Raw genomic sequence first — 24,260 nt, forward strand, 5'->3', positions numbered from 1 at the left:
GGCGAGCCGCCGGCGACCAAGGGTTATCCGCCGTCGGTGTTCGCCAAGTTGCCGAAACTGGTGGAGCGCGCGGGTAACGCGGAGAAGGGCGGTGGTTCGATCACCGCGTTCTACACCGTACTGTCCGAAGGCGACGATCAGCAGGACCCGATTGCCGACTCGGCGCGCGGCGTACTCGACGGCCACATTGTGCTGTCGCGGCGTCTGGCCGAAGAAGGGCACTACCCGGCCATCGACATCGAGGCGTCGATCAGCCGGGTGATGCCGTCGGTGGTCGGCATCAAGCACATGAACCATGCGCAGATGTTCAAGCAATATTGGTCGCGTTATCAGCAGAGTCGCGACCTGATCAGCGTCGGCGCTTATGTGGCCGGTGGTGACCGCGAAACCGACACTGCGATCAGCTTGCAGCCGTCGATGTCGCTGTACTTGCGTCAGGGCTTGAACGACAACATCAACATGGGTGCCAGTGAAAATCACTTGGCCTCGATCTTCGCTCCGGCGCCCGGCGGTTAACCGGCCATGGCCCTGAGTCGAGCCGCGCGTCTGGTGCCGGTGGTGGACATGGCCGAGAAGGCCGAGAAAGCCGCCGTGCAACGCCTGGGGTATTTCCAGGGCCAGGTGAAAGTGGCCGAAAGCAAACTCGCCGACCTCAACGCCTTTCGTCTGGATTACTCGCAGCAATGGATCGTGCGCGGCAGCACCGGCGTGACCGGGCAATGGTTGCTCGGCTTCCAGGGCTTTTTGGCGCAACTCGATACCGCCGTTGATCAGCAGCGCCAGAGCCTGGTCTGGCACCAGAACAATCTGGAAAAGGCGCGTGATGCTTGGCAACAGGCGTTTGCCCGGGTCGAAGGGTTGCGCAAGCTGGTGCAGCGTTACCGCGACGAGGCGCAGCGGGCCGAGGACAAGCGTGAGCAGAAGCTGCTGGACGAGTTGTCCCAGCGCCTGCCTCGGCAGAATCCGTACTGAAGATCAAAAGATCGCAGCCTTCGGCAGCTCCTGCAGGGGATCAGTGTAGGGGGTGCCGAAGGCTGCGATCTTTTGATCTTGCTTCCAACCTTGCCCCATCCCCTGCCAAGTGCTAAACCTTGTACACGTTCGTCAATGACAAGGAAGCCAGTCAATGTCAGTCGTTACAGATCTTTCTCCAGATGGTCAAAAACTGACTATCTCAGTCAAGGGGCGATTTGATTTCGGTCGTCACCAGGAGTTTCGCGAGTCCTACGAGCGTCTCGATCAGAAACCCGAGTCCATCGTGGTCGACCTCAAAGAAGCCACCTACCTCGACAGCTCGGCCTTGGGCATGCTGCTCCTGTTGCGTGATCACGCCGGCGGCGACGAGTCCGACGTGCGGGTCGTCAACAGCAACTCCGACGTGCGCAAAATCCTCGCCATCTCCAATTTCGACAAACTCTTCGACATCAGTTGACCAGCATGCAGGCGCAAGAGCCGCTGACCATTCTGATCGCCGAAGACAGTGCCGCCGACCGCTTGCTGCTGTCGACCATCGTCCGCCGCCAAGGTCATCAAGTGCTGACGGCGGCCAACGGTGCCGAAGCGGTCGAGGTATTCCGCCGTCAGCAGCCCAACCTGGTGTTGATGGACGCGATGATGCCAGTGATGGACGGCTTCGAAGCGGCGCGGCAGATCAAGGCGCTGGCAGGGGAAACCCTGGTGCCGATTATCTTCCTGACCTCGTTGACCGAAAGCGAAGCGCTAGCGCGTTGCCTTGAGGCAGGTGGTGACGATTTTCTGGCGAAGCCCTACAACCAGGTGATCCTCGCCGCCAAAATCAAGGCGATGGATCGCTTGCGACGTCTGCAAGCCACCGTGCTGCAACAACGCGACCTGATCGCCAAACATCACGACTACCTTCTCAACGAACAGCGCGTCGCCAAAGCGGTGTTCGACAAGGTGGCGCATGCCGGCTGCCTGAGTGCGCCAAACATCCGATACCTGCAATCGCCCTACGCGCTGTTCAACGGCGACCTGTTGCTGGCAGCCTATACGCCAGCGGGCGACATGCACGTCATGCTCGGCGACTTCACCGGGCATGGTCTGCCGGCAGCGGTGGGCGCAATGCCCTTGGCCGAAGTCTTCTATGGCATGACCGCCAAGGGCTATGGCCTGGCCGAAACCCTGCGCGAAATGAACGCCAAGCTCAAACGCATCCTGCCCGTGGACATGTTCTGTTGCGCGACGTTGCTGTGCCTGAGTTTTCAGCGACGCTCGGTGGAAGTGTGGAATGGCGGCATGCCTGACGGTTATTTGCACCGGATCGCCACGGGCGAGCGCGAACCGTTGGCGGCGCGCCATTTGCCGTTGGGCGTGCTCAGTCCACAGGCGTTCGACGACCGCACTGAAGTGCATTCGATAGCGGTTGGCGATCGGGTTTTCGTGTTGTCCGACGGGGTCATTGATACCAGCGATGCCAACGATCAGTTGTTCGGTGTCGAGCGTCTGCAGCGAGTGTTCGCCGCCAACCGTGAGCCTGATCGGTTGTTCGAGGACATCGAGCAGGCGCTACGGGATTTTCGCGGTGAGGCGCGCGACGATGTGAGCATGGTCGAGGTCAGTTTGCTTGAGCTGGCGCAGGTCAATCCGTCGGCGCCGGTGTATTCCGACAGCGGTCAATCCTGTCCGCTGGACTGGTCGGTGAGCTTCGAGTTTCGCGGGGCTACACTCAAGCGTTTCAATCCATTGCCATACCTGTTGCAGTTGTTGTTGGAGGTGCATGGTTTGCGCGGGCAGAGCGGCGCGTTGTACAGCGTGCTCGCCGAGCTCTACTCCAACGCGCTGGAGCATGGCGTGCTGGGTCTGGATTCCAGTCTCAAGCGCGATGCTGCCGGTTTTGCCCTTTATTATCAGCAGCGCAATCAGCGACTCGATGCCTTGCAGGAGGGTTTTGTGCGCGTGCATCTGCAGGTGAGGCCTGTGAACAACGGCGGATGCCTGCTGATCCGGGTCGAAGACAGTGGCAAGGGCTTTGATGTGGCGCGGGTGATGGAGCGGCCATTGGACGACGTCCGTCTGTCGGGGCGCGGTGTCAGCCTGATCCGGCAATTGGGGCATAACGCCAGGTGGTCGGACGAAGGTCGTAGTGCTTGCGTGGAGTTTTTCTGGGAGGTTCAGGCATAATCCGCGCAATTCTTGATCAAGGAGTGAGCAAGTGACTGACCAACATGTGGATCGCGAGGCGCTGAGCGTACTGCGCGAAGTCATGGAGGACGGGTATCCGGAGTTGCTGGATACCTTTCTGACCGATTCCGAAAGTCGCTTGGTTGAGCTGCGCAAGACTGCAGACGCCAAGGTCTTGTCGGAGGTTGCCCATAGTTTCAAGGGCAGCGCCAGCAACATGGGCGCTGTGCGCCTGGCGGAACTCTGTCAGACGCTGGAGTCAGAAGCCAAAGATAAAAGCCCCGCGGAAATTGCCATGCTGGTGGCGGATATCAGCAATGAGTTTGCTGATGTGCGCCCTGTCTACGAAGACGAGCGACAGCACGCACTCGCGCATTGAACACGCCGCCCGGCGCTTTTCTCGGGTGTCGGGCAAAACTGGCCCGGCACTTGCAGATATCTCCCTCAACTGTACCTACGATCCCAGTGCAGCGGAGACCGTGTTATGCCTGCGACCCCCAATATTCTTCTTCAGACCGCCGCCCAGGCCAAGGCGCAAGCAGCCTCTGCCAAATCGTCGGCATTGGCCGCAGACCCCGGCGACAAGGCCTCAAGCTTCGCAAAAGTGTTCGCCGATCAAGGGCCGAACAAGCCTGCCGCGAGCACTGACAATTCGCTGAAACCGGCGCGCGACAAGGTCGCTGACAACAGCGGCAAAAAAGACCTCGGCAAAGATCAGTCTGCCGCCGCGAACCCGGCGGTTGCCGATAGCGGCAAAGCGTTGCCTGCCGACAAACCGGTTGCCGCCGATGACAAGGCTGCCAGCGACGACGACAGCGCCGACACCCCGCAGACGCCGGTAGCCGATGCTGCGCCAGTTGACCCGGCGCTAGACCCGGCGTTGGCAGAAGTCGTGCAGCCGCTGGTGACTGCGCCTGTCGCGCAACCGCCAGTGGTTGAGACGCCGACACCGCCGAAAGTCGAAACACCGGCTGTGGCGGTATTGCCGGCGGTGGTCAAAGACCCGGCGGCCAATGCCGACAGCGATTTCGATCCTGAGGCCGACCCGCTTGATGCCTTGCCGGCCGTGCGCATGGCGATGGAGCAGGGCGGGCATATTTCCGCCGCCAGCCAGGCGCAACCGAAAGCTTCGCCAGCGCAGGCTCAGGCTGACGGCGAATTGACCACCGCACAGAACTTCGCTGCCGGCATGGCCAGCATGCTCGACGTGCAGGCCGACAAGGACAGCACCAGTCAGGGCGGCGAAAAAGCCTTCAGCGGGCTGATCGATGACGGTCTGAAAGACCTCAAGTCCGCCACCAGCGACACCCGTGTCGATGACTTCGCCAACCGTCTGGCGGCGCTGACGCAAGCGGCCACGCCCAAAACCGCCAACGCGGTGCCGGTGAACCAGCCAATTGCCATGCACCAGAGCGGCTGGACCGAAGAAGTGGTCAACCGCGTCATGTACCTGTCGAGCGCCAATCTGAAGGCGGCGGACATTCAGTTGCAACCGGCGGAGCTGGGGCGTCTGGATATTCGCGTGAACATGGTCCCGGACCAGCAGACCCAGGTGACGTTCATGAGTGCGCACCCGAGCGTGCGCGAAGCGCTCGACGGGCAGATGCATCGACTGCGTGAAATGTTCACCCAGCAGGGCATGGGCCAGGTCGACGTCAACGTGGCTGATCAGGGGCGTGGCTGGCAGGGGCAAGGTCAGGAACAGGCGCAGCAGGGCCAGAGTGGCCGCACCAGCGCCGCCGGTGGTCGTCTGGATTCGGCGGACGAAGAGTTGGCGCCCGCAGCGGTGGCTGAGTCTGTTGCCCAGACCACTAGCGTCATCGGCACCAGCGCGGTTGACTATTACGCCTGACACACCGCTGTACCTTGTGGGAGCTGGCTTGCCAGCGATGGCGGCGGCACATGCGAAATCAATGTGTCAGACAAATCGCTATCGCTGGCAAGCCAGCTCCCACATGGTGTTGCATCAGTCGACAGATACCTCTCGTCAATCCCTTTGACACTTCTGGCATAACACTTGCTCTTGCCTTGCCGTGCGACTGTGAAAACCCGATTAGTGACGGATTATTGGCATGGCGAAGAGCGATACAGCAGCAGTGAAAGACCCCGCAACCAAAGGCAAACTCAAGCTGATCATTGTGATCGTGCTGGCGTTGCTGTTGGCCATTGGTGCTTCCGTGGGGGCGACCTGGTTCTTCATGCACAGCGCCCAGAGCAAGCCTGCCGAGGCCGCAGACGCTGCGCCGGTCGGCAAGCAGCCCGCGATCTTTGAGCCCATGGCCCCGGCGTTCGTGGCCAACTACAACCAGAACGGCCGTCAGCGCTACATGCAGGTGAGCATCACCATGCTGGGCCGTAATCAGGCTGATCTGGAAGCGCTCAAAGTGCACATGCCAGTGATCCGCAACAACCTGGTGATGCTCTTCTCCGGTCAGGATTTCGCCACCTTGGCGACGCCGGTCGGGCAAGAGATGTTGCGCCAGAAGGCCACAGCCAGCGTCCAGGAAGTGGCGCAGAAAGAGCTGGGCAAAGTGGTGATCGAACAGTTGCTTTTCACTAATTTCGTACTGCAGTAGGAACACGACATGGCCGTGCAGGATCTGCTGTCCCAGGATGAAATCGATGCGCTGTTGCATGGCGTCGACGATGGTCTGGTACAGACCGATAACGCTGCCGAACCCGGCAGTGTCAAAAGCTACGACCTGACCAGCCAGGATCGCATCGTCCGCGGACGCATGCCGACTCTGGAAATGATCAACGAGCGTTTTGCCCGATACACCCGCATCAGCATGTTCAACATGCTGCGCCGCTCGGCGGACGTTGCCGTCGGTGGCGTCCAGGTGATGAAGTTCGGCGAATACGTGCACTCGCTGTACGTGCCGACCAGCCTCAACCTGGTCAAGATCAAACCGTTGCGCGGCACTGCGCTGTTCATCCTCGACGCCAAACTGGTGTTCAAGCTGGTGGACAACTTCTTCGGCGGCGACGGCCGTCACGCGAAGATCGAAGGGCGTGAATTCACCCCGACCGAACTGCGTGTGGTGCGCATGGTGCTGGAACAGGCTTTCATCGATTTGAAAGAAGCCTGGCAGGCGATCATGGAAGTCAATTTCGAGTACATCAACTCGGAAGTGAACCCGGCGATGGCCAACATCGTCGGCCCGAGCGAGGCCATCGTGGTGTCGACTTTCCACATCGAACTCGACGGCGGTGGCGGCGATCTCCACGTGACCATGCCGTATTCGATGATCGAGCCGGTGCGCGAAATGCTCGACGCCGGTTTCCAGTCGGACCTCGACGATCAGGACGAGCGTTGGGTCAATGCCCTGCGCCAGGACGTGCTCGATGTCGACGTGCCGATCGGTGCCACCGTGGCACGCCGCCAGTTGAAACTGCGCGACATCCTGCACATGCAGCCGGGGGACGTGATCCCGGTCGAGATGCCGGAAGACATGATCATGCGCGCCAACGGCGTGCCGGCCTTCAAGGTCAAGATGGGCTCGCACAAAGGCAACCTCGCGTTGCAAGTGATCGAGCCGATCGAGCGTCGCTGAAGCGGCGCCACACCCTCTTTTGCATTAACTGAATTGTTGCCCGCCGAGGACACATGATGAACGACGATATGAACGCCCAGGACGATCAGGCACTGGCCGATGAATGGGCTGCAGCCCTGGAAGAAACCGGTGATGGTCAAGCTGACATCGACGCACTGCTGGCGGCTGACGCCTCGAGCGGCTCGCGTCTGCCGATGGAAGAGTTCGGCAGCGTGCCGAAGAACAACGATCCGGTCACCCTGGACGGTCCGAACCTGGACGTGATCCTCGACATCCCGGTGTCGATCTCGATGGAAGTCGGCAGCACCGACATCAACATCCGCAACCTGCTGCAACTCAACCAGGGCTCGGTGATCGAACTGGACCGTCTGGCCGGTGAACCGCTGGACGTGCTGGTCAACGGCACACTGATCGCGCATGGCGAAGTGGTGGTGGTCAACGAAAAGTTCGGCATCCGCCTGACTGACGTGATCAGCCCAAGCGAACGCATCAAGAAGCTGCGCTGAGTGAAACGGTTTCTGTGGGCACTGCTGGCCTTGCCGTTGAGCGCGCTGGCCGCTGAGCCAGTCGTCAACAACGCTGCGGGTGCCGCAGCCACCGTTGCTGCGCCCGTGGTCAGCAGCGGTGTGGCCGGGCAATTGACGCAATTGGTGTTCGGTCTGCTGCTGGTGCTCGGCCTGATCTTCTTCCTCGCCTGGCTGTTGCGCCGGGTGCAGCAGGCAGGTCCGGCGGGCAAGGGCCAGGTCATCGAGTTGATCGGTTCGCGCGCGCTCGGCCCGCGTGACCGCTTGATGCTGGTACAGGTCGGCAACGAGCAGATTCTGCTCGGCTTGAGCCCTGGCACCATCACCGCGCTGCATGTACTCAAGGAACCGGTGCCGGTCCCCGCGACCAGCGAGAAAGCCACCCCGGAGTTTGCTCAGCATCTGTTGAAGATGCTCGGCAAGGATCAGAAGGATAAGAAGTAATGGGTGCGCTACGCATCGTCTTGACGCTGGCTCTGTTGCTGGCCGCGCCGCTGGCGTTCGCCGCCGATCCGTTGTCGATCCCGGCGATCACGCTGGGCACCAACGCCGACGGCGCGCAGGAATATTCGGTCAGCCTGCAGATTCTGCTGATCATGACTGCGCTGAGCTTCATCCCGGCGTTCGTCATGCTGATGACCAGTTTCACCCGGATCATCATCGTCTTCTCGATCCTGCGTCAGGCCCTCGGTCTGCAGCAGACGCCGTCGAACCAGATCCTCACCGGCATGGCGTTGTTCCTGACCATGTTCATCATGGCGCCGGTGTTCGATCGGGTGAACAACGATGCGTTGCAGCCGTACCTGGCGGAAAAACTCACCGCGCAGCAAGCGGTGGAAAAGGCTCAGGTGCCGATCAAGGATTTCATGCTCGCGCAAACCCGCAGCAGTGATCTGGAGCTGTTCATGCGCCTGTCCAAGCGTACGGACATCGCCACGCCGGATCAGGCGCCGCTGACCATTCTGGTCCCGGCGTTCGTCACGTCCGAGCTGAAAACCGCGTTCCAGATCGGCTTCATGATCTTCATTCCATTCCTGATCATCGACCTCGTGGTGGCGAGTGTGCTGATGGCGATGGGTATGATGATGCTCTCGCCGCTGATCATTTCGCTGCCGTTCAAAATCATGCTGTTCGTGCTGGTGGATGGCTGGGCGCTGATTATCGGCACGCTGGCGAGTAGCTTCGGCGGTGTCTCGCCATGACCCCGGAAGTTGCGGTCGACATCTTCCGTGAAGCGTTGTGGCTGACCACCATGATGGTCGCGGTGCTGGTGATTCCAAGCCTGCTGGTCGGCCTACTGGTGGCGATGTTTCAGGCCGCGACGCAGATCAACGAACAGACCCTGAGCTTCCTCCCGCGTCTGCTGGTGATGCTGGTGACCCTGATTGTCGCCGGCCCATGGCTGGTGCAGACCTTCATGGAATACATCATCCAGCTCTACCACAACATCCCGATGGTCATCGGCTAAGCCATGCAATCGCTGCTGCAGTTGACCGACACCCAGATCAGTACCTGGGTGGCGACGTTCATGTTGCCGTTGTTTCGCATCGGTGCGGTGCTAATGGTTATGCCGGTGTTCGGCACGACGCTGGTGCCGAAACGCATTCGCCTGTATTTCGCCCTGGCCATCACCGTGGTGATTTCGCCGAACCTGCCACCGATGCCGCCGGTCAATGCGCTCGACCTCAGCGGCTTGCTGCTGATCGCCGAGCAGATTCTGATTGGCGCGATTCTCGGGTTTTCCCTGCAGTTGTTCTTCCAGGCCTTTGTGGTGGCCGGGCAAATCGTCGCAATCCAGATGGGCATGGGTTTCGCCTCGATGGTTGACCCCACCAACGGCGTGTCCGTGGCGGTGATCGGGCAATTCTTTACCATGCTGGTGACGTTGCTGTTCCTGTCGATGAACGGCCATCTGGTGGTTTTCGAAGTCCTCACTGAAAGCTTCACCACATTGCCGGTCGGCAGCGGTTTGATGACCGCGCACTACTGGGAACTGGCCGGCAAACTTGGCTGGGTGCTGGGTGCCGCACTGTTGCTGGTGTTGCCGGCGATCACCGCGCTGCTGGTGGTCAACATTGCCTTCGGCGTGATGACCCGGGCCGCGCCGCAACTGAACATTTTCTCCATCGGTTTCCCGCTGACCCTGGTGCTTGGCCTGTTTATCGTCTGGGTCGGTCTGGCGGACATCCTCAATCAGTATCAACCGCTGGCCGCCGAGGCTTTGCAGTTTTTACGCGAACTGGCACGGGCGCGCTGAGTCATGGCTGAGAGCGAAAGCGGTCAGGACAAAACAGAAGACCCCACGGAGAAACGTAAAAAGGACTCCCGTGAGAAGGGTGAGATCGCCCGTTCCAAAGAACTCAACACCCTCGCGGTGATGCTCGCCGGCGCCGGCGGCCTGCTGATCTTTGGCGGCATGCTCGCGCAGGACCTGATGGAACTGATGCGCATGAACTTCACGCTGACGCGCGAAGTGATCATGGACGAGCGCTCCATGGGGACGTTTTTGCTCAACTCGGGAAAGATCGCGTTGGTGGCGATTCAGCCGGTGATGATCACCCTGTTGCTGGCGGCGTTGCTCGGCCCGATCGCGTTGGGTGGCTGGTTGTTTGCCGCCGGTTCCATGGCGCCGAAGTTCAGCCGGATGAACCCCGGCGCCGGCCTCAAGCGCATGTTTTCGATGAAGGCGATTGTCGAGCTGCTCAAGGCGCTGGCGAAGTTTTTCATCGTGCTGGCGGTGGCGTTGGTGGTGTTGTCTTCGGACGTCGACGACTTGCTGCGCATCGCGCATGAGCCGCTGGATCAGGCGATCATTCACAGCGTCTTGCTGGTCGGCTGGAGTACGTTGTGGATGGCCTGCGGGTTGATCCTGATCGCTGCAGTGGACGTGCCGGTGCAGATTTGGGAGAGCATGAAAAAGCTCAAGATGACCAAGCAGGAAGTGCGCGATGAGCACAAGGATCAAGAGGGCAAGCCGGAGGTCAAACAGCGCATTCGTCAACTGCAGCGCGAGATGTCGCAGCGGCGAATGATGGCGGCGGTGCCCGACGCCGACGTGGTCATCACCAACCCGACGCACTACGCCGTGGCGCTCAAATACGACGCCGAAAAGGGCGGTGCGCCGCTGCTGTTGGCCAAGGGTAATGACTTCCTTGCGCTGAAAATTCGCGAAATCGCCGTGGCCAACAACGTCATGCTCCTGGAGTCGCCGGCCTTGGCGCGGTCGATCTACTACTCCACCGAGCTGGATGAAGAAATTCCGGGTGGCCTGTATCTGGCGGTTGCCCAGGTGTTGGCCTACGTCTACCAGATCCGCCAGTACCGCGCCGGCAAGGGCAAGCGTCCGGACCCGCTTAAGGACGACCTGCCGATTCCGCCGGACCTGCGTCGCGACTCCTGATTCGCATCAACATCAAAAGATCGCAGCCTTCGGCAGCTCCTACATGGATCGAATTCCACCGGTGGGAGCTGCCGAAGGCTGCGATCTTTTGATCGTTCCCACGCTGAGCGGGGGAGCGATCTGTGCTCGACCTAATTCGGCAGTTCGAGATTGTCCAGCGCCCGATTCACCGCCAGCTCCCCGAGCATGATCAGTTGCGCAATGCCCAGTAGCGTCCTGCGTTGTGATGCAGGTATGAGGTTGGCGAAGTCGTTGGCGATGGTTCTGGCTGAGGCGAGGGTTTCGCAGGCGTTGGCCAGCAGCTCCTAGGTTTTGATGTCCGAAACGACGGCGTACATCGTGCTGGGTTTGCGTGGCGGTCGGGTGCTGCCGGGGCAGAGGTAGTGATCGAGGGCGCGGTCGGCCGCTTCGTGGAGTTTTTTTGAGTCGAGGGATTCGTAGGGGGAGGTGGGGTCGGATTCGGGTGGGTTTGGTGTTGGTTTTATCATCGGTGAAGCCTCTAGAGTAGTGAAGCTGCCACCGTTCGCTGCTAACGAAGGAGGTGGCAGCTGTACGCGGGTTAGCAGACCAGGACTCTAGAACCCGGCGCACCGAAGTGCCCCACGCAAAGCCGCCATTACGGCAACAGGCTTTGTGCGTCTAGAGAAAAACCCGGGCTGCTAAACCCGATCACTGAATGATCAGCGACCGACCCACAATAGAACCCGCCTCCAAGGCGCACAAGCCGGCGGATTCTGGCGTAGCTGTAGGCAAAGGCGCAAGGATGTGTAGCCTGCGAGACGTGTCATGAGGTGTCTTTTAAACACCTGAATTTAAAAGTCGACTTTTGCTGACTTCACTGGCCCTTCCCGAGCAGGCTCGCTTCCTGATTTGGAATGCGATCCCCTGTAGGAGTGAGCCTGCTCGCGATAGCGGTCTGTCTGGTTTGAATGTATTGACTGGAAAATCCTCATCGCGAGCAGGCTCACTCCTACATTGTTCGCGTTCACCTCCCTCTCTGTTTCAATCAATCGCAAAAGTTGGAAGGCTTCTTGCAATAGCCGCCGTGCGCCTGCGTTGGGCGTCAAAAGTTTGCTTTAAAGGAACGGGGAAAACCGGTGGATCGCTCTCAGTTATTCAACACAGCACGCACAAACGTTGCCGATTTAAGTCGGGGCAATCTGGGCGTGCCGTTGCTGTTGCTGGTGATGCTGGCGATGATGATGTTGCCGGTGCCGCCGTTCCTGCTGGACGTGTTCTTTACCTTCAACATCGCCCTGTCGATCGTCGTCCTGCTGGTCTGCGTCTACGCGCTGCGGCCCCTGGATTTCGCGGTGTTCCCGACCATTCTGCTGGTCGCGACCCTGTTGCGGCTGGCGTTGAACGTGGCCTCCACGCGGGTGGTCATGCTCCACGGTCAGGACGGCCACGCCGCTGCCGGTAAGGTGATTCAGGCCTTCGGTGAGGTGGTGATCGGCGGTAACTACGTGGTCGGTATCGTGGTGTTTGCGATCCTGATGATCATCAACTTCGTCGTGGTGACCAAGGGTGCCGGGCGGATTTCCGAGGTGAGCGCGCGCTTCACCCTCGATGCGATGCCCGGCAAACAAATGGCGATCGACGCCGACCTCAACGCCGGTCTGATCGACCAGAATCAAGCGAAGATGCGCCGTCAGGAAGTCGCCCAAGAGGCCGAGTTCTACGGTTCGATGGACGGTGCCAGCAAGTTCGTCCGTGGTGACGCCATTGCCGGCCTGCTGATTCTGTTCATCAACCTCATCGGCGGCATGGCCGTCGGTATCTTCCAGCACAACATGAGCTTCGGCGATGCTGGCCGGGTTTACGCCTTGCTGACCATCGGTGACGGTTTAGTGGCGCAATTGCCATCACTGTTGTTATCGACAGCTGCCGCGATCATGGTGACCCGTGCTTCCGGCTCGGAAGACATGGGCAAACAGATCAATCGCCAGATGTTCGCCTCGCCGAAAGCACTGGCGGTGGCGGCCGGTCTGATGGCGGTCATGGGCCTGGTGCCGGGCATGCCGCACTTCTCGTTCCTGAGCATGGCTGCGCTGGCTGCCGGTGGCGCCTATCTGTTCTGGAAGAAGCAAAACATCGTCAAGGTCCAGGCCCTGCAAGAGGTCAAGCGTCAACAAGAGCTGCTGCCGTCGCCGGCCCGCGCCATGGAAACCAAGGAACTGGGCTGGGATGACGTGACCCCGATCGACATGATCGGCCTGGAAGTCGGTTATCGCCTGATCCCGCTGGTGGACCGCAATCAGGGTGGGCAACTGCTCGCGCGGATCAAGGGCGTGCGCAAAAAGCTCTCGCAGGATCTGGGCTTCCTGATGCCGACCGTACACATCCGCGACAACCTCGACCTGGCACCGAGCGCCTATCGCCTGACCCTGATGGGGGTGATCCTCGCCGAAGCCGAGATTTACCCGGATCGCGAACTGGCGATCAACCCCGGCCAGGTCTACGGCACGCTCAACGGGATCAACGCCAAAGATCCGGCTTTCGGCCTGGAAGCGGTGTGGATCGAAATCAGCCAGCGTGCGCAGGCGCAATCGCTCGGTTACACCGTGGTCGATGCCAGCACCGTGGTTGCGACCCACTTGAACCAGATTCTGTATAAGCACTCCAGTGAGCTGATCGGCCACGAAGAAGTGCAGCAACTCATGCAATTGCTGGCCAAAAGCTCACCAAAACTGGCTGAAGAGCTGGTGCCGGGTGTGGTCTCGCTGTCGCAACTGCTCAAAGTGCTGCAAGCGCTGCTGGCCGAGCACGTGCCGGTGCGCGACATTCGCAGCATCGCCGAAGCCATCGCCAACAACGCCGCCAAGAGTCAAGATACCGCCGCGTTGGTCGCTGCTGTGCGGGTCGGCGTATCGCGCGCCATCGTCCAAAGCATTGTAGGCACTGAGTCCGAGCTGCCTGTGATCACCTTGGAACCAAGGTTGGAACAAATATTGCTCAATAGTCTGCAGAAGGCAGGACAAGGCTCGGAAGAGGGCGTTCTGCTGGAGCCAAGCATGGCCGAGAAGCTGCAGCGTTCGCTCATCGAAGCGGCGCAGCGTCAGGAAATGCAAGGTCAGCCGGTGATCCTGTTGGTAGCAGGCCCGGTGCGCGCGATGCTCTCGCGCTTTGGCCGCCTGGCAGTCCCTGGACTGCACGTGCTGGCCTACCAGGAAATACCGGACAACAAGCAAGTGACCATCGTTGCGACAGTAGGGCCCAACGGCTGAGGTAGTGGTTTATGCAAGTTAAGCGTTTCTTTGCCGCCGATATGCGTCAGGCCATGAAGCTGGTTCGTGATGAGCTGGGCGCTGATGCCGCCATCATTGGCAATCGTCGCATTGCCGGCGGTGTCGAGCTGACGGCGGCACTGGATTACAAATTGTCGGCGCTGGCACCACGGGTTCCGAACATGGAACTCGAAGACGAGCTGCGCAAGACCCAGTCGCGCATCGTCACCGCCCAGGCCGAGTTGAGCCTGCGTGGCGAAGCCGACGGCAACAGCAATCGGCAGATTTTCGCCGGCCTGCCGTTGACCGCTGGCCTGCCGCTGACCGCCGCTGAGCCGCTGAGCGAACCGACGTACGCCGCCCCGGCGCGTCCGGCCCCGGCGCCTGCGCAGTCCTCCGGCGGCGTCGATCCACGCGCACTGGATTCGATGCGTTTTGAATTGAACAGCCTGCGCGAGCTGATGGAAGTTCAGCTCGGCACCCTGGCCTGGAATCAGCTGCAGGGCAGCCGTCCGGCGCAAGCCAACCTGTATCGTCGTCTGCAACGCATCGGTCTGTCCGGGCCGTTGTCGCGCGATCTGCTGGCGATGATCACCGATATCGAAGAGCCGCGTCAGGCCTGGCGCATGTTGCTCGCGCACCTGGCGCGGATGATTGCCGTGCCGGAAGTCGAGCCGCTGGAAGAGGGCGGGGTGATCGCCATGGTCGGGCCTGCCGGCATGGGCAAGACCACCACGTTGGCCAAGCTCGCCGCGCGTTACGTGCTCAAGTACGGCGCGCAGAATGTCGCGCTGGTGAGCATGGACAGTTTCCGCATCGGTGCGCAGGAACAACTGAAGACCCTGGGGCGCATTCTCAATGTGCCGGTGACTCACGTCGATCCGGGCCAATCGCTGGTGCAAGCACTGGATCCACTGCTGCGCAAACGCGTGGTGCTGATCGATACTGCCGGCCTGCAAGCCAGCGATCCGGCCCTGCGCATGCAGCTCGAAAGTCTGGCCGGTCGAGGCATTCGTTCAAAAAATTATCTGGTCTTGGCAACCACCAGCCAGAAACAGGTTCTAACCGCCGCTTATCACAGTTACAAGCGTTGCGGGCTTGCCGGGTGCATCCTGACTAAACTGGATGAAACGGCCAGCCTTGGCGAAGTGTTGAGCCTGGCGATCAGTCATGAATTGCCGGTCGCGTACCTGACCGATGGCCCACGGATTCCGGATGATTTGCATCTGCCGCGCCGTCATCAACTGGTCAGCCGCGCCGTCAGCGTGCAAATGCAGGAAGAACCCAGCGAAGAAGCCATGGCCGACATGTTCGCTGATATCTATCACAGCCCCACCAAGCAGGTAGGCTGAGGTATTCATGAACAGTTTTTGTACCTACATCGATGGTCTGCCATGCATTGTTCCGGTTGTGAACGCGCAGCCAGTAATGTGGCCTCCGTCTATGCAAGACAAGGTAAAGAAATAACATGGGCAGCATGCATCCCGTACAGGTGATCGCGGTGACCGGCGGCAAAGGTGGCGTCGGCAAGACTAACGTGTCAGTGAACTTGTCCCTGGCGCTGGCAGAGCTTGGCCGTCGGGTCATGTTGCTGGACGCCGACCTGGGTCTGGCGAACGTCGACGTTCTGCTGGGGCTCACGCCCAAACGCACGCTGGCTGACGTTATCGAAGGCCGCTGTGAGCTGCGCGACGTTCTGTTGCAAGGCCCCGGCGGGATTCGCATCGTGCCGGCCGCGTCCGGCACCCAGAGCATGGTCCACCTGAGCCCGGCACAACACGCTGGCCTGATTCAGGCGTTCAGCGACATCGGCGACAATCTCGACGTACTGGTGATCGACACCGCTGCGGGTATTGGTGACTCGGTAGTCAGTTTTGTTCGCGCAGCCCAGGAAGTGTTGCTGGTGGTGTGCGACGAGCCGACCTCGATCACCGACGCCTACGCGCTGATCAAACTGCTCAACCGCGATTACGGCATGAACCGCTTCCGCGTATTGGCCAACATGGCGCAGAGCCCGCAAGAAGGCCGCAACCTGTTCGCCAAGTTGACCAAGGTCACGGATCGCTTCCTGGACGTCGCTCTACAATACGTCGGCGCCGTGCCTTACGACGAAAGCGTGCGTAAGGCCGTGCAGAAACAGCGTGCCGTCTATGAAGCCTTCCCGCGTTCCAAGTGCGCGCTGGCGTTCAAGGCGATCGCGCAGAAGGTCGATACCTGGCCGCTGCCCGCCAACCCGCGTGGCCACCTTGAATTTTTCGTCGAGCGCCTCGTGCAGCAAACGGCAGGGCCAGTGCTATGACCGCCAGCGGTATGAATTACTACAAGAAGTCGGCACGTGATGCGCAGTACGAGTTGATCGAGCGTTACGCGCCACTGGTAAAGCGCATTGCCTATCACTTGCTGGCACGGTTGCCGGCAAGTGTGCAGGTCGAAGACCTGATCCAGGCCGGGATGATCGGCCTGCTTGAAGTCTCGACCAAATATGACGCCAGCAAAGGCGCCAGTTTCGAAACGTACGCGGGCATACGAATCCGCGGCGCAATGCTCGACGAAGTGCGCAAAGGGGACTGGGCGCCACGCTCGGTTCACCGCAATACCCGTATGGTCAGCGACGCAATTCGCTCAATTGAAGCTAAAACCGGCCGTGACGCTAAAGATCACGAGGTTGCAGCCGAACTCCAATTGAGTCTCGACGATTACTACGGGATTTTGAATGACACCTTGGGCAGCCGCCTGTTCAGTTTCGACGACCTGCTGCAGGACGGCGAACACGAAGGGCTGCACGAGGATGGCGCGAGTGCTCATCTTGAGCCGTCACGCGATCTGGAAGATGAACGCTTCCAGGCGGCGCTGGCGGACGCGATTGCCAATTTGCCGGAGCGTGAGCGACTGGTGTTGGCGCTGTACTACGACGAAGAGCTGAACCTCAAGGAGATCGGTGAAGTCCTTGGCGTCAGTGAATCGCGGGTCAGCCAGTTACACAGCCAGTGCGCGGCCCGCTTGCGGGGGCGTTTGGGGGAGTGGCGAGCGCGCTGAAGGCAGTGTGGGGACACTGCGAACGAGGCTGGTGCGGTGATGAACGGCACCGGTCTTGCTCTGTTGTGCTCCAGACAGTCTTCGAGTGCTGCGCCGATTGATTGAAGTGGCGCGTCCAGGTGCTGGGCGCGTTTAAGACTGCTTGGAGGTCGAATTGAACAAAGACATGAAAATCCTCATCGTTGATGACTTCTCAACGATGCGGCGGATCATCAAGAACCTGCTGCGCGATCTTGGGTTCACCAATACCGTCGAGGCCGACGATGGCACTACCGCCATTCCGGTGCTCAACAGCGGAAGCATCGACTTTCTGGTAACAGACTGGAACATGCCGGGCATGACCGGTATCGACCTGCTGCGCCACGTGCGTGCCGATGAAAAACTCAAGCATCTGCCCGTTCTCATGGTGACCGCTGAAGCCAAGCGCGAGCAGATCATTGAAGCCGCTCAGGCCGGTGTAAACGGCTACGTAGTCAAACCTTTCACGGCTCAGGCGTTGAAAGACAAAATCGAGAAGATTTTCGAACGCATCGGCTGATGAACGCGCGGGGGAGCTATGGAGCATAACGAATCTTCACAGGGCGATTTCGAGTCGACCCTGAAAAAACACGCGGTCGAACTGGTCGAGAGCCTTGAAAAAGGCAGGTTCGGCGACGCTGTGCAACTGATCCATGAGCTCAATCAGACCCGTGACCGTGGCCTGTATCAGGAAGTCGGCAAGCTCACACGTGAACTGCACAGTGCGATCGTCAACTTCCAGATCGATCCGAACATGCCGCAGGCCGAGGAAGTGTCGCAAATCACCGACGCCACCGAACGCCTGGGCTATGTGGTCAAGCTGACAGAGGCCGCGGCCAACCGCACCATGGATCTGGTGGAAAGTGCCACGCCGGTGGTCAACAGCCTGGCCGATGAAGCCCAGGCCTTGAGCACCGATTGGGGTCGCTTCATGCGTCGCGAAGTCGGGGCTGAAGAGTTCCGCGAGCTGGCGCGCCGGGTCGACGGTTTTCTGTCGCGCAGCAGCACGGACAACCGTGCGGTGTCGAGCAATCTCAACGACATCCTGCTGGCCCAGGATTACCAGGACCTGACCGGCCAGGTGATCAAGCGTGTGACCCAACTGGTCACCGAAGTCGAAAGCAATTTGCTCAAACTCGTGCTCATGGCCAGTCAGGTCGACCGCTTTGCGGGCATCGAACATGACCGCGCCGCGATGCTTGCAGAAAAAGATCCACAAAAACATCTCTCGCAGGGTGAAGGTCCGCAGATTCATGCCGATAAACGAGAAGACGTTGTGTCCGGTCAGGACGATGTGGACGATTTGTTATCCAGCCTCGGGTTCTAGAGTTTTGGAATTTTAGGTTTTTTGGGTTTTTAGACCTGTAGGAGCACCCCATTAATGAGCTTCGGCGCCGATGAAGAGATCCTTCAGGATTTCCTGGTTGAGGCCGGCGAGATTCTTGAGCAACTGTCCGAACAACTGGTCGAGCTGGAAAGCCGTCCGGATGACGCAGATCTGCTCAACGCAATTTTTCGCGGTTTCCACACTGTAAAAGGGGGCGCCGGCTTCCTTCAGCTCAATGAGCTGGTGGAGTGCTGTCACATCGCCGAAAACGTGTTCGACATCCTGCGCAAGGGTGAACGTCGCGTTGATGCAGAACTGATGGACGTTGTCCTCGAAGCACTGGACGCGGTGAACAGCATGTTCACTGAGGTTCGTGAGCGTGCGCCGATCACCGCGGCGACGCCGGAACTGCTGGCTGCGCTGGCACGTCTGGCCGAACCGCAATCGGCGGACGAAGCCCCGGCTTCGCCAGTGGCCGAGATGATCGAAGATCTGGTCGGCGAAGGCGAATCGGGCGACATCACCGATAACGAATTCGAACAACTGCTGGACTCGCTGAACGCCGTCAAGGCCGAAGCTGAAGCCCCGGCAGCAGCTGCACCTGCACCTGCGCCGGCTGCCGATGGCGCGGCCAGCGATGAAATCACCGATGCCGAGTTCGAGTCGTTGCTCGATCAGTTGCACGGCAAGGGCCAGTTCGCCGTGGACGCGGTTGCACCCGCGGCGGCAGCCCCTGCGGCACCGGCCAAAGGCGACAGCTCCGACATCACCGACGACGAATTCGAAGCACTGCTCGATCAGTTGCACGGCAAGGGCAACTTTGCTGTCGATGCGCTGGAGTCGGCGATTGCTTCGGCTCCTGCGCCTGCTGCTCCAGCGGCCGCAGCGGCGGGCAGCGATCTGATCAGCGATCACGAGTTCGAATCGCTGCTCGACGAATTGCACGGCAAAGGCAAGTTCAGCGAAGTCGGCGCCGCCGCTGCTGGCAGCGCCTCAAGCGTAGCCACGCCTGTTGCGAAAGCGCCGGCCGCCGTAGCAGCGCCCAAGCCTGCTGCCAAGCCTGAGCCTAAAGCCGAAGCGCCTAAACCGGCCGCGGCGGCTGCACCGGCTCCGGCGCGTGCACCAGCGACACCGCCACCGGAAAAACCGGCGAGCGAAGCCGAGACCACCGTGCGCGTCGACACCGCACGTCTCGACGAAATCATGAACATGGTCGGCGAGCTGGTGCTGGTGCGTAACCGTCTGGTGCGCCTGGGTCTGAACAGCGGCGATGAAGCCATGCAAAAGGCCGTGTCGAACCTCGACGTGGTCACGGCTGACTTGCAGACCGCGGTGATGAAGACCCGGATGCAGCCGATCAAGAAGGTCTTCGGGCGCTTCCCGCGTCTGGTTCGTGACCTGGCGCGTCAGCTCAAGAAAGAGATCAACCTGGAACTGGTGGGTGAAGAAACCGACCTCGACAAAAACCTTGTCGAGGCGCTGGCCGACCCGCTGGTCCACTTGGTGCGCAACGCCGTCGACCACGGCATCGAGTCGCCGGAAGAACGCGAAGCGTCGGGCAAGGCCCGTGGCGGTCGTGTGGTGCTGGCAGCCGAACAGGAAGGCGACCACATCCTGCTGTCGATTTCCGATGACGGCAAAGGCATGGACCCGAACGTCCTGCGTTCGATCGCGGTAAAACGCGGTGTGATGGACAAGGACGCGGCCGATCGCCTGAGCGACACCGAGTGCTACAACCTGATTTTCGCCCCGGGTTTCTCGACCAAGACCGAGATCTCCGACGTCTCCGGCCGTGGTGTCGGCATGGACGTGGTGAAGACCAAGATTTCCCAGCTCAACGGTTCGATCAACATCTACTCGACCAAGGGCCAGGGCTCGAAAATCGTCATCAAGGTGCCGCTGACCCTCGCGATCATGCCAACCCTGATGGTCATGCTCGGCAACCAGGCGTTTGCGTTCCCGTTGGTCAACGTCAACGAAATCTTCCACCTCGACCTGTCGACCACCAACGTTGTGGACGGCCAGGAAGTGGTGATCGTGCGGGACAAGGCGCTGCCATTGTTCTACCTCAAGCGCTGGCTGGTCAGCTCCGCCGCTCACGAAGAGCAGCGTGAAGGCCACGTGGTGATCCTTTCGGTGGGCACTCAGCGGATCGGCTTCGTCGTCGATCAACTGGTCGGCCAGGAAGAAGTGGTCATCAAGCCATTGGGCAAAATGCTCCAGGGAACTCCGGGCATGTCCGGCGCCACCATCACCGGTGACGGCCGCATTGCACTGATTCTCGATGTTCCAAGCATGCTCAAGCGTTACGCCGCACGGCGTATTTGAATCCGGGGCAGCGGGGCGACAACGTTCCGCTGCACCTAATGGAGTGTTTATGGCAGTCAAAGTCCTGGTGGTGGACGATTCGGGTTTTTTCCGCCGCCGCGTCTCGGAAATTCTTTCAGCGGATCCGAGCATCCAGGTGGTCGGCACGGCCACCAACGGTAAAGAGGCGATCGATCAGGCCCTGGCTCTCAAGCCGGACGTGATCACCATGGACTACGAGATGCCGATGATGGACGGCATCACGGCAGTGCGGCACATCATGCAGCGCTGCCCGACCCCGGTGTTGATGTTCTCCTCGCTGACGCACGAAGGCGCGCGGGTCACCCTCGATGCGCTGGACGCCGGTGCGGTGGATTTCCTGCCGAAGAATTTCGAAGACATCTCGCGTAACCCGGAGAAGGTCAAGCAACTGCTGTGCGAAAAGGTCCATAGCATCTCGCGCAGTAACCGTCGCTTCAGTGCTTACAGCGCGCCGGCTCCAGTGGCTGCGCCTGCACCTGCGCCAACCCCGGCGGCATCAAGCTTCAGCAGTCACGGCACTCATGCTCCGGCCCGTCCGGCGCCTGCCCCTGTGCATGCACCTGCGCCAAGCCGCGCGTCGACGGCCAGTTCGTCCTCGCCGGCACCGAAGCGCAAAGCCTACAAACTGGTTGCCATCGGCACCTCGACGGGTGGCCCGGTTGCCTTGCAGCGCGTGCTGACTCAGTTGCCGGCAAATTTCCCGGCACCGATCGTGTTGATCCAGCACATGCCGGCGGCATTCACCAAAGCGTTTGCCGAGCGTCTCGACAAGCTCTGCCGCATCAGCGTCAAGGAAGCCGAGGATGGCGACATCCTGCGTCCGGGCTTGGCGTTACTGGCGCCGGGTGGCAAGCAAATGATGATCGATGGCCGTGGCGCGGTGAAAATCCTCCCGGGCGACGAGCGCCTGAATTACAAGCCGTGCGTGGACATCACCTTCGGCTCTGCGGCGAAATCCTACGGTGACAAAGTTCTGGCGGTGGTATTGACCGGCATGGGCGCCGACGGCCGTGAAGGCGCGCGCCTGCTCAAGCAGGGCGGCAGCTCGATCTGGGCGCAGGACGAAGCCAGCTGTGTGATTTACGGCATGCCGATGGCCATCGTCAAAGCTGACCTCGCGGACGCGGTGTACAGCCTCGACGATATCGGCAAGCACATTGTCGAGGCGTGTATCTGATGGATGTTTTAAGCCTTATCGGGATCATCATGGCGTTCGTCGCCATCATCGGCGGCAACTACCTGGAAGGTGGTCACCTCGGTGCGCTGGCCAACGGCCCGGCGGCATTGATCGTATTGGGCGGGACCATCGGTGCCGCGCTGCTGCAATCGCCGATGAGCGCGTTCAAACGCGCCATGCAGATTCTCGCCTGGATCTTCTTTCCGCCTCGAGTCGACCTGGCTGGCGGCATCGACCGCGTGGTCAACTGGAGCCTCACTGCGCGCAAGGAAGGCCTGCTCGGTCTGGAAGGCGTGGCGGATGCCGAACCTGACAACTACTCGCGCAAAGGCCTGCAACTGCTGGTCGACGGCGCCGAGCCGGAAGCGATCCGCAGCATCCTTGAAGTGGATTTCTACACCCAGGAAGCGCGCGACATCGAAGCCGCGAAAGTCTTCGAAAGCATGGGCGGTTACGCGCCGACCATCGGCATCATCGGTGCGGTGATGGGCCTGATTCACGTGATGGGCAACCTCGCTGATCCGACGCAGTTGGGCAGCGGCATTGCCGTCGCATTCGTCGCGACCATTTACGGCGTGGCCAGTGCCAACCTGATCCTGCTGCCGGTGGCGGCCAAACTGAAGTCTATCGCGCTGCGGCAGTCGCGTTATCGCGAAATGTTGTTGGAAGGCATTTTGTCGATCGCCGAAGGTGAAAACCCTCGCTCCATCGAGTTGAAGCTTCAGGGCTTCATGGATTAAGGGAATAAGCTCATGGCACGTCGTCGCCACCAGGAAGAGCATGTAAACCACGAACGCTGGCTGGTTTCCTACGCTGACTTCATCACGTTGCTGTTCGCGTTCTTCGTGGTCATGTACTCGATTTCGTCGATCAACGAAGGCAAGTACAAAGAGATTTCCGAAGCGTTGGTCGGCGTTTTCAAAGACTCCGACCGCGCGCTCAAACCGATCCCGATTGGTGACGAGCGGCCGAAGACCGTGACCCCGGCCAAGCCGCTGGTCAAAGATGCCGAGCAGATCGATGCCGGTATTGCCGGTGCCAGCGATCCGCTGAAAAGCATCGCCGATGACATCAGCGCGGCGTTCGGTGACCTGATCAGCTCCAACCAGATGACCGTGCGTGGCAACGAGTTGTGGGTCGAGATCGAACTCAACTCCAGCCTGTTGTTCGGCAGCGGCGATGCCATGCCGAGTGACATTGCCTTCAACATCATCGACAAGGTTGCAGCGATTCTGAAACCGTTCGACAACCCGATTCACGTCGAAGGCTTCACCGATGACCAGCCGATCCGCACTGCGCAGTACCCGACCAACTGGGAGCTGTCCTCGGCGCGTTCGGCGAGCATCGTGCGCATGTTGGCGATGCAGGGCGTGAACCCCGGTCGCCTGGCGTCGGTGGGTTACGGTGAGTTTCAGCCGGTCGCCAACAACGCCACCGTTGAAGGCCGCGCGAAGAACCGTCGCGTGGTGTTGGTGGTGTCGCGCAATCTCGATGTGCGCCGCAGCCTCACGGGCACCGGGACCGCCAATGCGCAACCGGACGCGGCGTTGAAGCGTGCTGGCACACAAACTGCACCGACCCCGGTCAAGACGCCGGGACGCGAGAGTGCCGTCAATTCTCCGTCACCCGCATTAACACGCTGAGCTATGTCTCGGTCGAGCATATCGGTCGGGAGGAACGAACTGAATGAGAGTCTGGGCAGTCGCCAATCAAAAGGGTGGTGTCGGTAAAACCACATCCTCCATCGCTTTAGCCGGATTGCTGGCCGAGGCGGGCAAGCGTGTGGTTGTGGTCGATCTCGACCCGCACGGCTCGATGACCAGTTATTTCGGTTACGACCCCGACAGCCTGGAACACAGCAACTACGACCTGTTTCTGCACAAGGGCAGCGTGCCGCAAGGCCTGCCGGGGCAGTTGCTGTTGTCGACCAGCGACGAACGTATTTCGCTGTTGCCGTCGAGCACCGCGCTGGCGACCCTTGAGCGTCAGTCGCCGGGGCAGAGTGGCCTCGGTCTGGTGATCGCCAAGAGTCTGGCGCAATTGTGGCAAGACTTCGATTACGCCGTGATCGACAGCCCGCCGTTGCTCGGCGTGCTGATGGTCAACGCGCTTGCCGCGAGCCAGCAACTGGTGATCCCGGTGCAGACCGAACACCTGGCCGTCAAAGGCCTGGAGCGCATGGTCAACACCTTGGCGATGATCAATCGTTCGCGCAAACAGGCGCTGCCGTTCAGCATCGTGCCGACCCTGTTTGATCGCCGTACGCAGGCATCGATGCACACCTTGCGTGTGCTGCGGGACAAATTCCCCGACGAGATCTGGCAGGGTTATATCCCGGTCGATACTCGTCTGCGCGATGCCAGCCGTGCTGGTGTCACGCCTTCGCAATTCGACGGCAAGAGCCGTGGCGTGCTGGCGTATCGCGCGCTGCTCAAGCATCTGTTGGCGCAACAACTTGTTCCGCAGGTGGCTTGAATGATTTTGACTTGTGTAGGAGCTGCCGAAGG

The 24,260-nt window shown here is 60.4% G+C and carries 24 protein-coding genes and 2 pseudogenes; 25 read left to right on the forward strand and 1 reads right to left on the reverse strand.

Annotated elements, in window-relative coordinates:
* From fliI to flhB, 14 genes and pseudogenes are all read left to right on the forward strand, one after another.
* Positions 1-516, forward strand: a pseudogene (fliI, locus tag PMI37_RS02315) (flagellum-specific ATP synthase FliI); the annotation flags it as partial.
* Between the two features lie 6 nt (positions 517-522).
* On the forward strand, positions 523-972 hold the full coding sequence (gene fliJ, locus PMI37_RS02320; RefSeq protein ID WP_008077647.1) for a flagellar export protein FliJ: 450 nt from the start codon (positions 523-525) through the stop codon (positions 970-972).
* Between the two features lie 154 nt (positions 973-1,126).
* Positions 1,127-1,432: an STAS domain-containing protein gene (locus PMI37_RS02325; RefSeq protein ID WP_008077648.1), complete on the forward strand. Its 306-nt coding sequence runs from the start codon at positions 1,127-1,129 to the stop codon at positions 1,430-1,432.
* A 5-nt stretch (positions 1,433-1,437) separates the two neighbouring features.
* A complete protein-coding gene (locus PMI37_RS02330) occupies positions 1,438-3,141 on the forward strand; it encodes an ATP-binding SpoIIE family protein phosphatase (protein WP_008077649.1) in 1,704 nt (567 codons plus the stop codon).
* Positions 3,142-3,172: 31 nt separating this feature from the next.
* Positions 3,173-3,520, forward strand: coding sequence for an Hpt domain-containing protein (locus PMI37_RS02335; protein ID WP_008077650.1), 348 nt, complete (start codon positions 3,173-3,175; stop codon positions 3,518-3,520).
* 105 nt (positions 3,521-3,625) lie between these two features.
* A complete protein-coding gene (locus tag PMI37_RS02340) occupies positions 3,626-4,993 on the forward strand; it encodes a flagellar hook-length control protein FliK (protein ID WP_008077651.1) in 1,368 nt (455 codons plus the stop codon).
* A gap of 220 nt (positions 4,994-5,213) precedes the next feature.
* Positions 5,214-5,717, forward strand: a complete 504-nt coding sequence (gene fliL, locus PMI37_RS02345) for a flagellar basal body-associated protein FliL (protein ID WP_008077652.1) — start codon at positions 5,214-5,216, stop codon at positions 5,715-5,717.
* Between the two features lie 9 nt (positions 5,718-5,726).
* The gene (gene fliM / locus PMI37_RS02350; RefSeq protein ID WP_008077655.1) at positions 5,727-6,695 is read left to right on the forward strand and encodes a flagellar motor switch protein FliM; all 969 of its coding nucleotides are present in this window, start codon (positions 5,727-5,729) and stop codon (positions 6,693-6,695) included.
* Between the two features lie 56 nt (positions 6,696-6,751).
* The gene (fliN, locus tag PMI37_RS02355; protein ID WP_008077656.1) at positions 6,752-7,201 is read left to right on the forward strand and encodes a flagellar motor switch protein FliN; all 450 of its coding nucleotides are present in this window, start codon (positions 6,752-6,754) and stop codon (positions 7,199-7,201) included.
* Entirely contained in the window at positions 7,202-7,663 is a 462-nt protein-coding gene (fliO, locus tag PMI37_RS02360; protein ID WP_008077658.1) for a flagellar biosynthetic protein FliO, read from the forward strand.
* Positions 7,663-8,421 (forward strand): flagellar type III secretion system pore protein FliP, encoded by a 759-nt coding sequence (gene fliP / locus PMI37_RS02365; protein ID WP_008077660.1) that lies wholly within the window; start codon positions 7,663-7,665, stop codon positions 8,419-8,421. The genes fliO and fliP overlap by 1 nt, the downstream gene beginning before the upstream one ends.
* Entirely contained in the window at positions 8,418-8,687 is a 270-nt protein-coding gene (gene fliQ / locus PMI37_RS02370; protein WP_008077662.1) for a flagellar biosynthesis protein FliQ, read from the forward strand. Before fliP ends, fliQ begins: the two co-directional genes overlap by 4 nt.
* Positions 8,688-8,690: 3 nt before the next feature.
* The gene (gene fliR, locus PMI37_RS02375; RefSeq protein WP_008077664.1) at positions 8,691-9,476 is read left to right on the forward strand and encodes a flagellar biosynthetic protein FliR; all 786 of its coding nucleotides are present in this window, start codon (positions 8,691-8,693) and stop codon (positions 9,474-9,476) included.
* Positions 9,477-9,479: 3 nt separating this feature from the next.
* Positions 9,480-10,619, forward strand: a complete 1,140-nt coding sequence (gene flhB / locus PMI37_RS02380; protein WP_008077666.1) for a flagellar biosynthesis protein FlhB — start codon at positions 9,480-9,482, stop codon at positions 10,617-10,619.
* Positions 10,620-10,750: 131 nt separating this feature from the next.
* Here the strand turns inward: flhB and PMI37_RS32155 are convergent.
* Positions 10,751-11,107: pseudogene (locus PMI37_RS32155) on the reverse strand (DUF6124 family protein).
* Between the two features lie 609 nt (positions 11,108-11,716).
* On the opposite strand from PMI37_RS32155, the gene flhA reads away from it, so the two are divergent.
* The 11 genes from flhA (at position 11,717) to PMI37_RS02435 (ending at position 24,228) form a co-directional block, all read left to right on the forward strand.
* Positions 11,717-13,846 (forward strand): flagellar biosynthesis protein FlhA, encoded by a 2,130-nt coding sequence (gene flhA / locus PMI37_RS02385; protein WP_008077675.1) that lies wholly within the window; start codon positions 11,717-11,719, stop codon positions 13,844-13,846.
* Between the two features lie 11 nt (positions 13,847-13,857).
* On the forward strand, positions 13,858-15,198 hold the full coding sequence (gene flhF, locus PMI37_RS02390; RefSeq protein ID WP_008077677.1) for a flagellar biosynthesis protein FlhF: 1,341 nt from the start codon (positions 13,858-13,860) through the stop codon (positions 15,196-15,198).
* Positions 15,199-15,314: 116 nt separating this feature from the next.
* A complete protein-coding gene (gene fleN / locus PMI37_RS02395; RefSeq protein WP_003222917.1) occupies positions 15,315-16,145 on the forward strand; it encodes a flagellar synthesis regulator FleN in 831 nt (276 codons plus the stop codon).
* Entirely contained in the window at positions 16,142-16,882 is a 741-nt protein-coding gene (gene fliA, locus PMI37_RS02400) for an RNA polymerase sigma factor FliA (protein WP_007920004.1), read from the forward strand. Before fleN ends, fliA begins: the two co-directional genes overlap by 4 nt.
* 166 nt (positions 16,883-17,048) lie before the next feature.
* A complete protein-coding gene (locus PMI37_RS02405; protein WP_024012118.1) occupies positions 17,049-17,420 on the forward strand; it encodes a chemotaxis response regulator CheY in 372 nt (123 codons plus the stop codon).
* 18 nt (positions 17,421-17,438) lie between these two features.
* Positions 17,439-18,227 carry a protein phosphatase CheZ gene (locus PMI37_RS02410; protein WP_008077686.1) on the forward strand — a complete coding sequence of 263 codons (789 nt, stop codon included), beginning with the start codon at positions 17,439-17,441 and terminating at the stop codon, positions 18,225-18,227.
* A gap of 54 nt (positions 18,228-18,281) precedes the next feature.
* The gene (locus PMI37_RS02415; protein WP_008077687.1) at positions 18,282-20,555 is read left to right on the forward strand and encodes a chemotaxis protein CheA; all 2,274 of its coding nucleotides are present in this window, start codon (positions 18,282-18,284) and stop codon (positions 20,553-20,555) included.
* A gap of 49 nt (positions 20,556-20,604) precedes the next feature.
* A complete protein-coding gene (locus tag PMI37_RS02420) occupies positions 20,605-21,753 on the forward strand; it encodes a protein-glutamate methylesterase/protein-glutamine glutaminase (RefSeq protein WP_008077688.1) in 1,149 nt (382 codons plus the stop codon).
* The gene (locus PMI37_RS02425; protein ID WP_008077689.1) at positions 21,753-22,493 is read left to right on the forward strand and encodes a flagellar motor protein; all 741 of its coding nucleotides are present in this window, start codon (positions 21,753-21,755) and stop codon (positions 22,491-22,493) included. The genes PMI37_RS02420 and PMI37_RS02425 overlap by 1 nt, the downstream gene beginning before the upstream one ends.
* Before the next feature lie 12 nt (positions 22,494-22,505).
* Entirely contained in the window at positions 22,506-23,396 is an 891-nt protein-coding gene (gene motD, locus PMI37_RS02430; protein WP_008077690.1) for a flagellar motor protein MotD, read from the forward strand.
* Between the two features lie 43 nt (positions 23,397-23,439).
* Positions 23,440-24,228 (forward strand): ParA family protein, encoded by a 789-nt coding sequence (locus PMI37_RS02435; protein ID WP_008077691.1) that lies wholly within the window; start codon positions 23,440-23,442, stop codon positions 24,226-24,228.
* Positions 24,229-24,260: the final 32 nt, after the last annotated feature.

The sequence above is a fragment of the Pseudomonas sp. GM80 genome (assembly GCF_000282515.1).
Lineage (GTDB): Bacteria > Pseudomonadota > Gammaproteobacteria > Pseudomonadales > Pseudomonadaceae > Aquipseudomonas.

What these genes read in the sequence shown, in the direction of transcription:
- fliJ (WP_008077647.1), top strand. Translation starts at nt 523, where the DNA reads ATGGCCCTGAGTCGAGCCGCGCGTCTGGTGCCGGTGGTGGACATGGCC.
- PMI37_RS02325 (WP_008077648.1), top strand. Translation starts at nt 1,127, where the DNA reads ATGTCAGTCGTTACAGATCTTTCTCCAGATGGTCAAAAACTGACTATC.
- PMI37_RS02330 (WP_008077649.1), top strand. Translation starts at nt 1,438, where the DNA reads ATGCAGGCGCAAGAGCCGCTGACCATTCTGATCGCCGAAGACAGTGCC.
- PMI37_RS02340 (WP_008077651.1), top strand. Translation starts at nt 3,626, where the DNA reads ATGCCTGCGACCCCCAATATTCTTCTTCAGACCGCCGCCCAGGCCAAG.
- fliL (WP_008077652.1), top strand. Translation starts at nt 5,214, where the DNA reads ATGGCGAAGAGCGATACAGCAGCAGTGAAAGACCCCGCAACCAAAGGC.
- fliM (WP_008077655.1), top strand. Translation starts at nt 5,727, where the DNA reads ATGGCCGTGCAGGATCTGCTGTCCCAGGATGAAATCGATGCGCTGTTG.
- fliN (WP_008077656.1), top strand. Translation starts at nt 6,752, where the DNA reads ATGAACGACGATATGAACGCCCAGGACGATCAGGCACTGGCCGATGAA.
- fliP (WP_008077660.1), top strand. Translation starts at nt 7,663, where the DNA reads ATGGGTGCGCTACGCATCGTCTTGACGCTGGCTCTGTTGCTGGCCGCG.
- fliQ (WP_008077662.1), top strand. Translation starts at nt 8,418, where the DNA reads ATGACCCCGGAAGTTGCGGTCGACATCTTCCGTGAAGCGTTGTGGCTG.
- fliR (WP_008077664.1), top strand. Translation starts at nt 8,691, where the DNA reads ATGCAATCGCTGCTGCAGTTGACCGACACCCAGATCAGTACCTGGGTG.
- flhB (WP_008077666.1), top strand. Translation starts at nt 9,480, where the DNA reads ATGGCTGAGAGCGAAAGCGGTCAGGACAAAACAGAAGACCCCACGGAG.
- flhF (WP_008077677.1), top strand. Translation starts at nt 13,858, where the DNA reads ATGCAAGTTAAGCGTTTCTTTGCCGCCGATATGCGTCAGGCCATGAAG.
- fleN (WP_003222917.1), top strand. Translation starts at nt 15,315, where the DNA reads ATGGGCAGCATGCATCCCGTACAGGTGATCGCGGTGACCGGCGGCAAA.
- fliA (WP_007920004.1), top strand. Translation starts at nt 16,142, where the DNA reads ATGACCGCCAGCGGTATGAATTACTACAAGAAGTCGGCACGTGATGCG.
- PMI37_RS02405 (WP_024012118.1), top strand. Translation starts at nt 17,049, where the DNA reads ATGAAAATCCTCATCGTTGATGACTTCTCAACGATGCGGCGGATCATC.
- PMI37_RS02410 (WP_008077686.1), top strand. Translation starts at nt 17,439, where the DNA reads ATGGAGCATAACGAATCTTCACAGGGCGATTTCGAGTCGACCCTGAAA.
- PMI37_RS02415 (WP_008077687.1), top strand. Translation starts at nt 18,282, where the DNA reads ATGAGCTTCGGCGCCGATGAAGAGATCCTTCAGGATTTCCTGGTTGAG.
- PMI37_RS02420 (WP_008077688.1), top strand. Translation starts at nt 20,605, where the DNA reads ATGGCAGTCAAAGTCCTGGTGGTGGACGATTCGGGTTTTTTCCGCCGC.
- PMI37_RS02425 (WP_008077689.1), top strand. Translation starts at nt 21,753, where the DNA reads ATGGATGTTTTAAGCCTTATCGGGATCATCATGGCGTTCGTCGCCATC.
- motD (WP_008077690.1), top strand. Translation starts at nt 22,506, where the DNA reads ATGGCACGTCGTCGCCACCAGGAAGAGCATGTAAACCACGAACGCTGG.
- PMI37_RS02435 (WP_008077691.1), top strand. Translation starts at nt 23,440, where the DNA reads ATGAGAGTCTGGGCAGTCGCCAATCAAAAGGGTGGTGTCGGTAAAACC.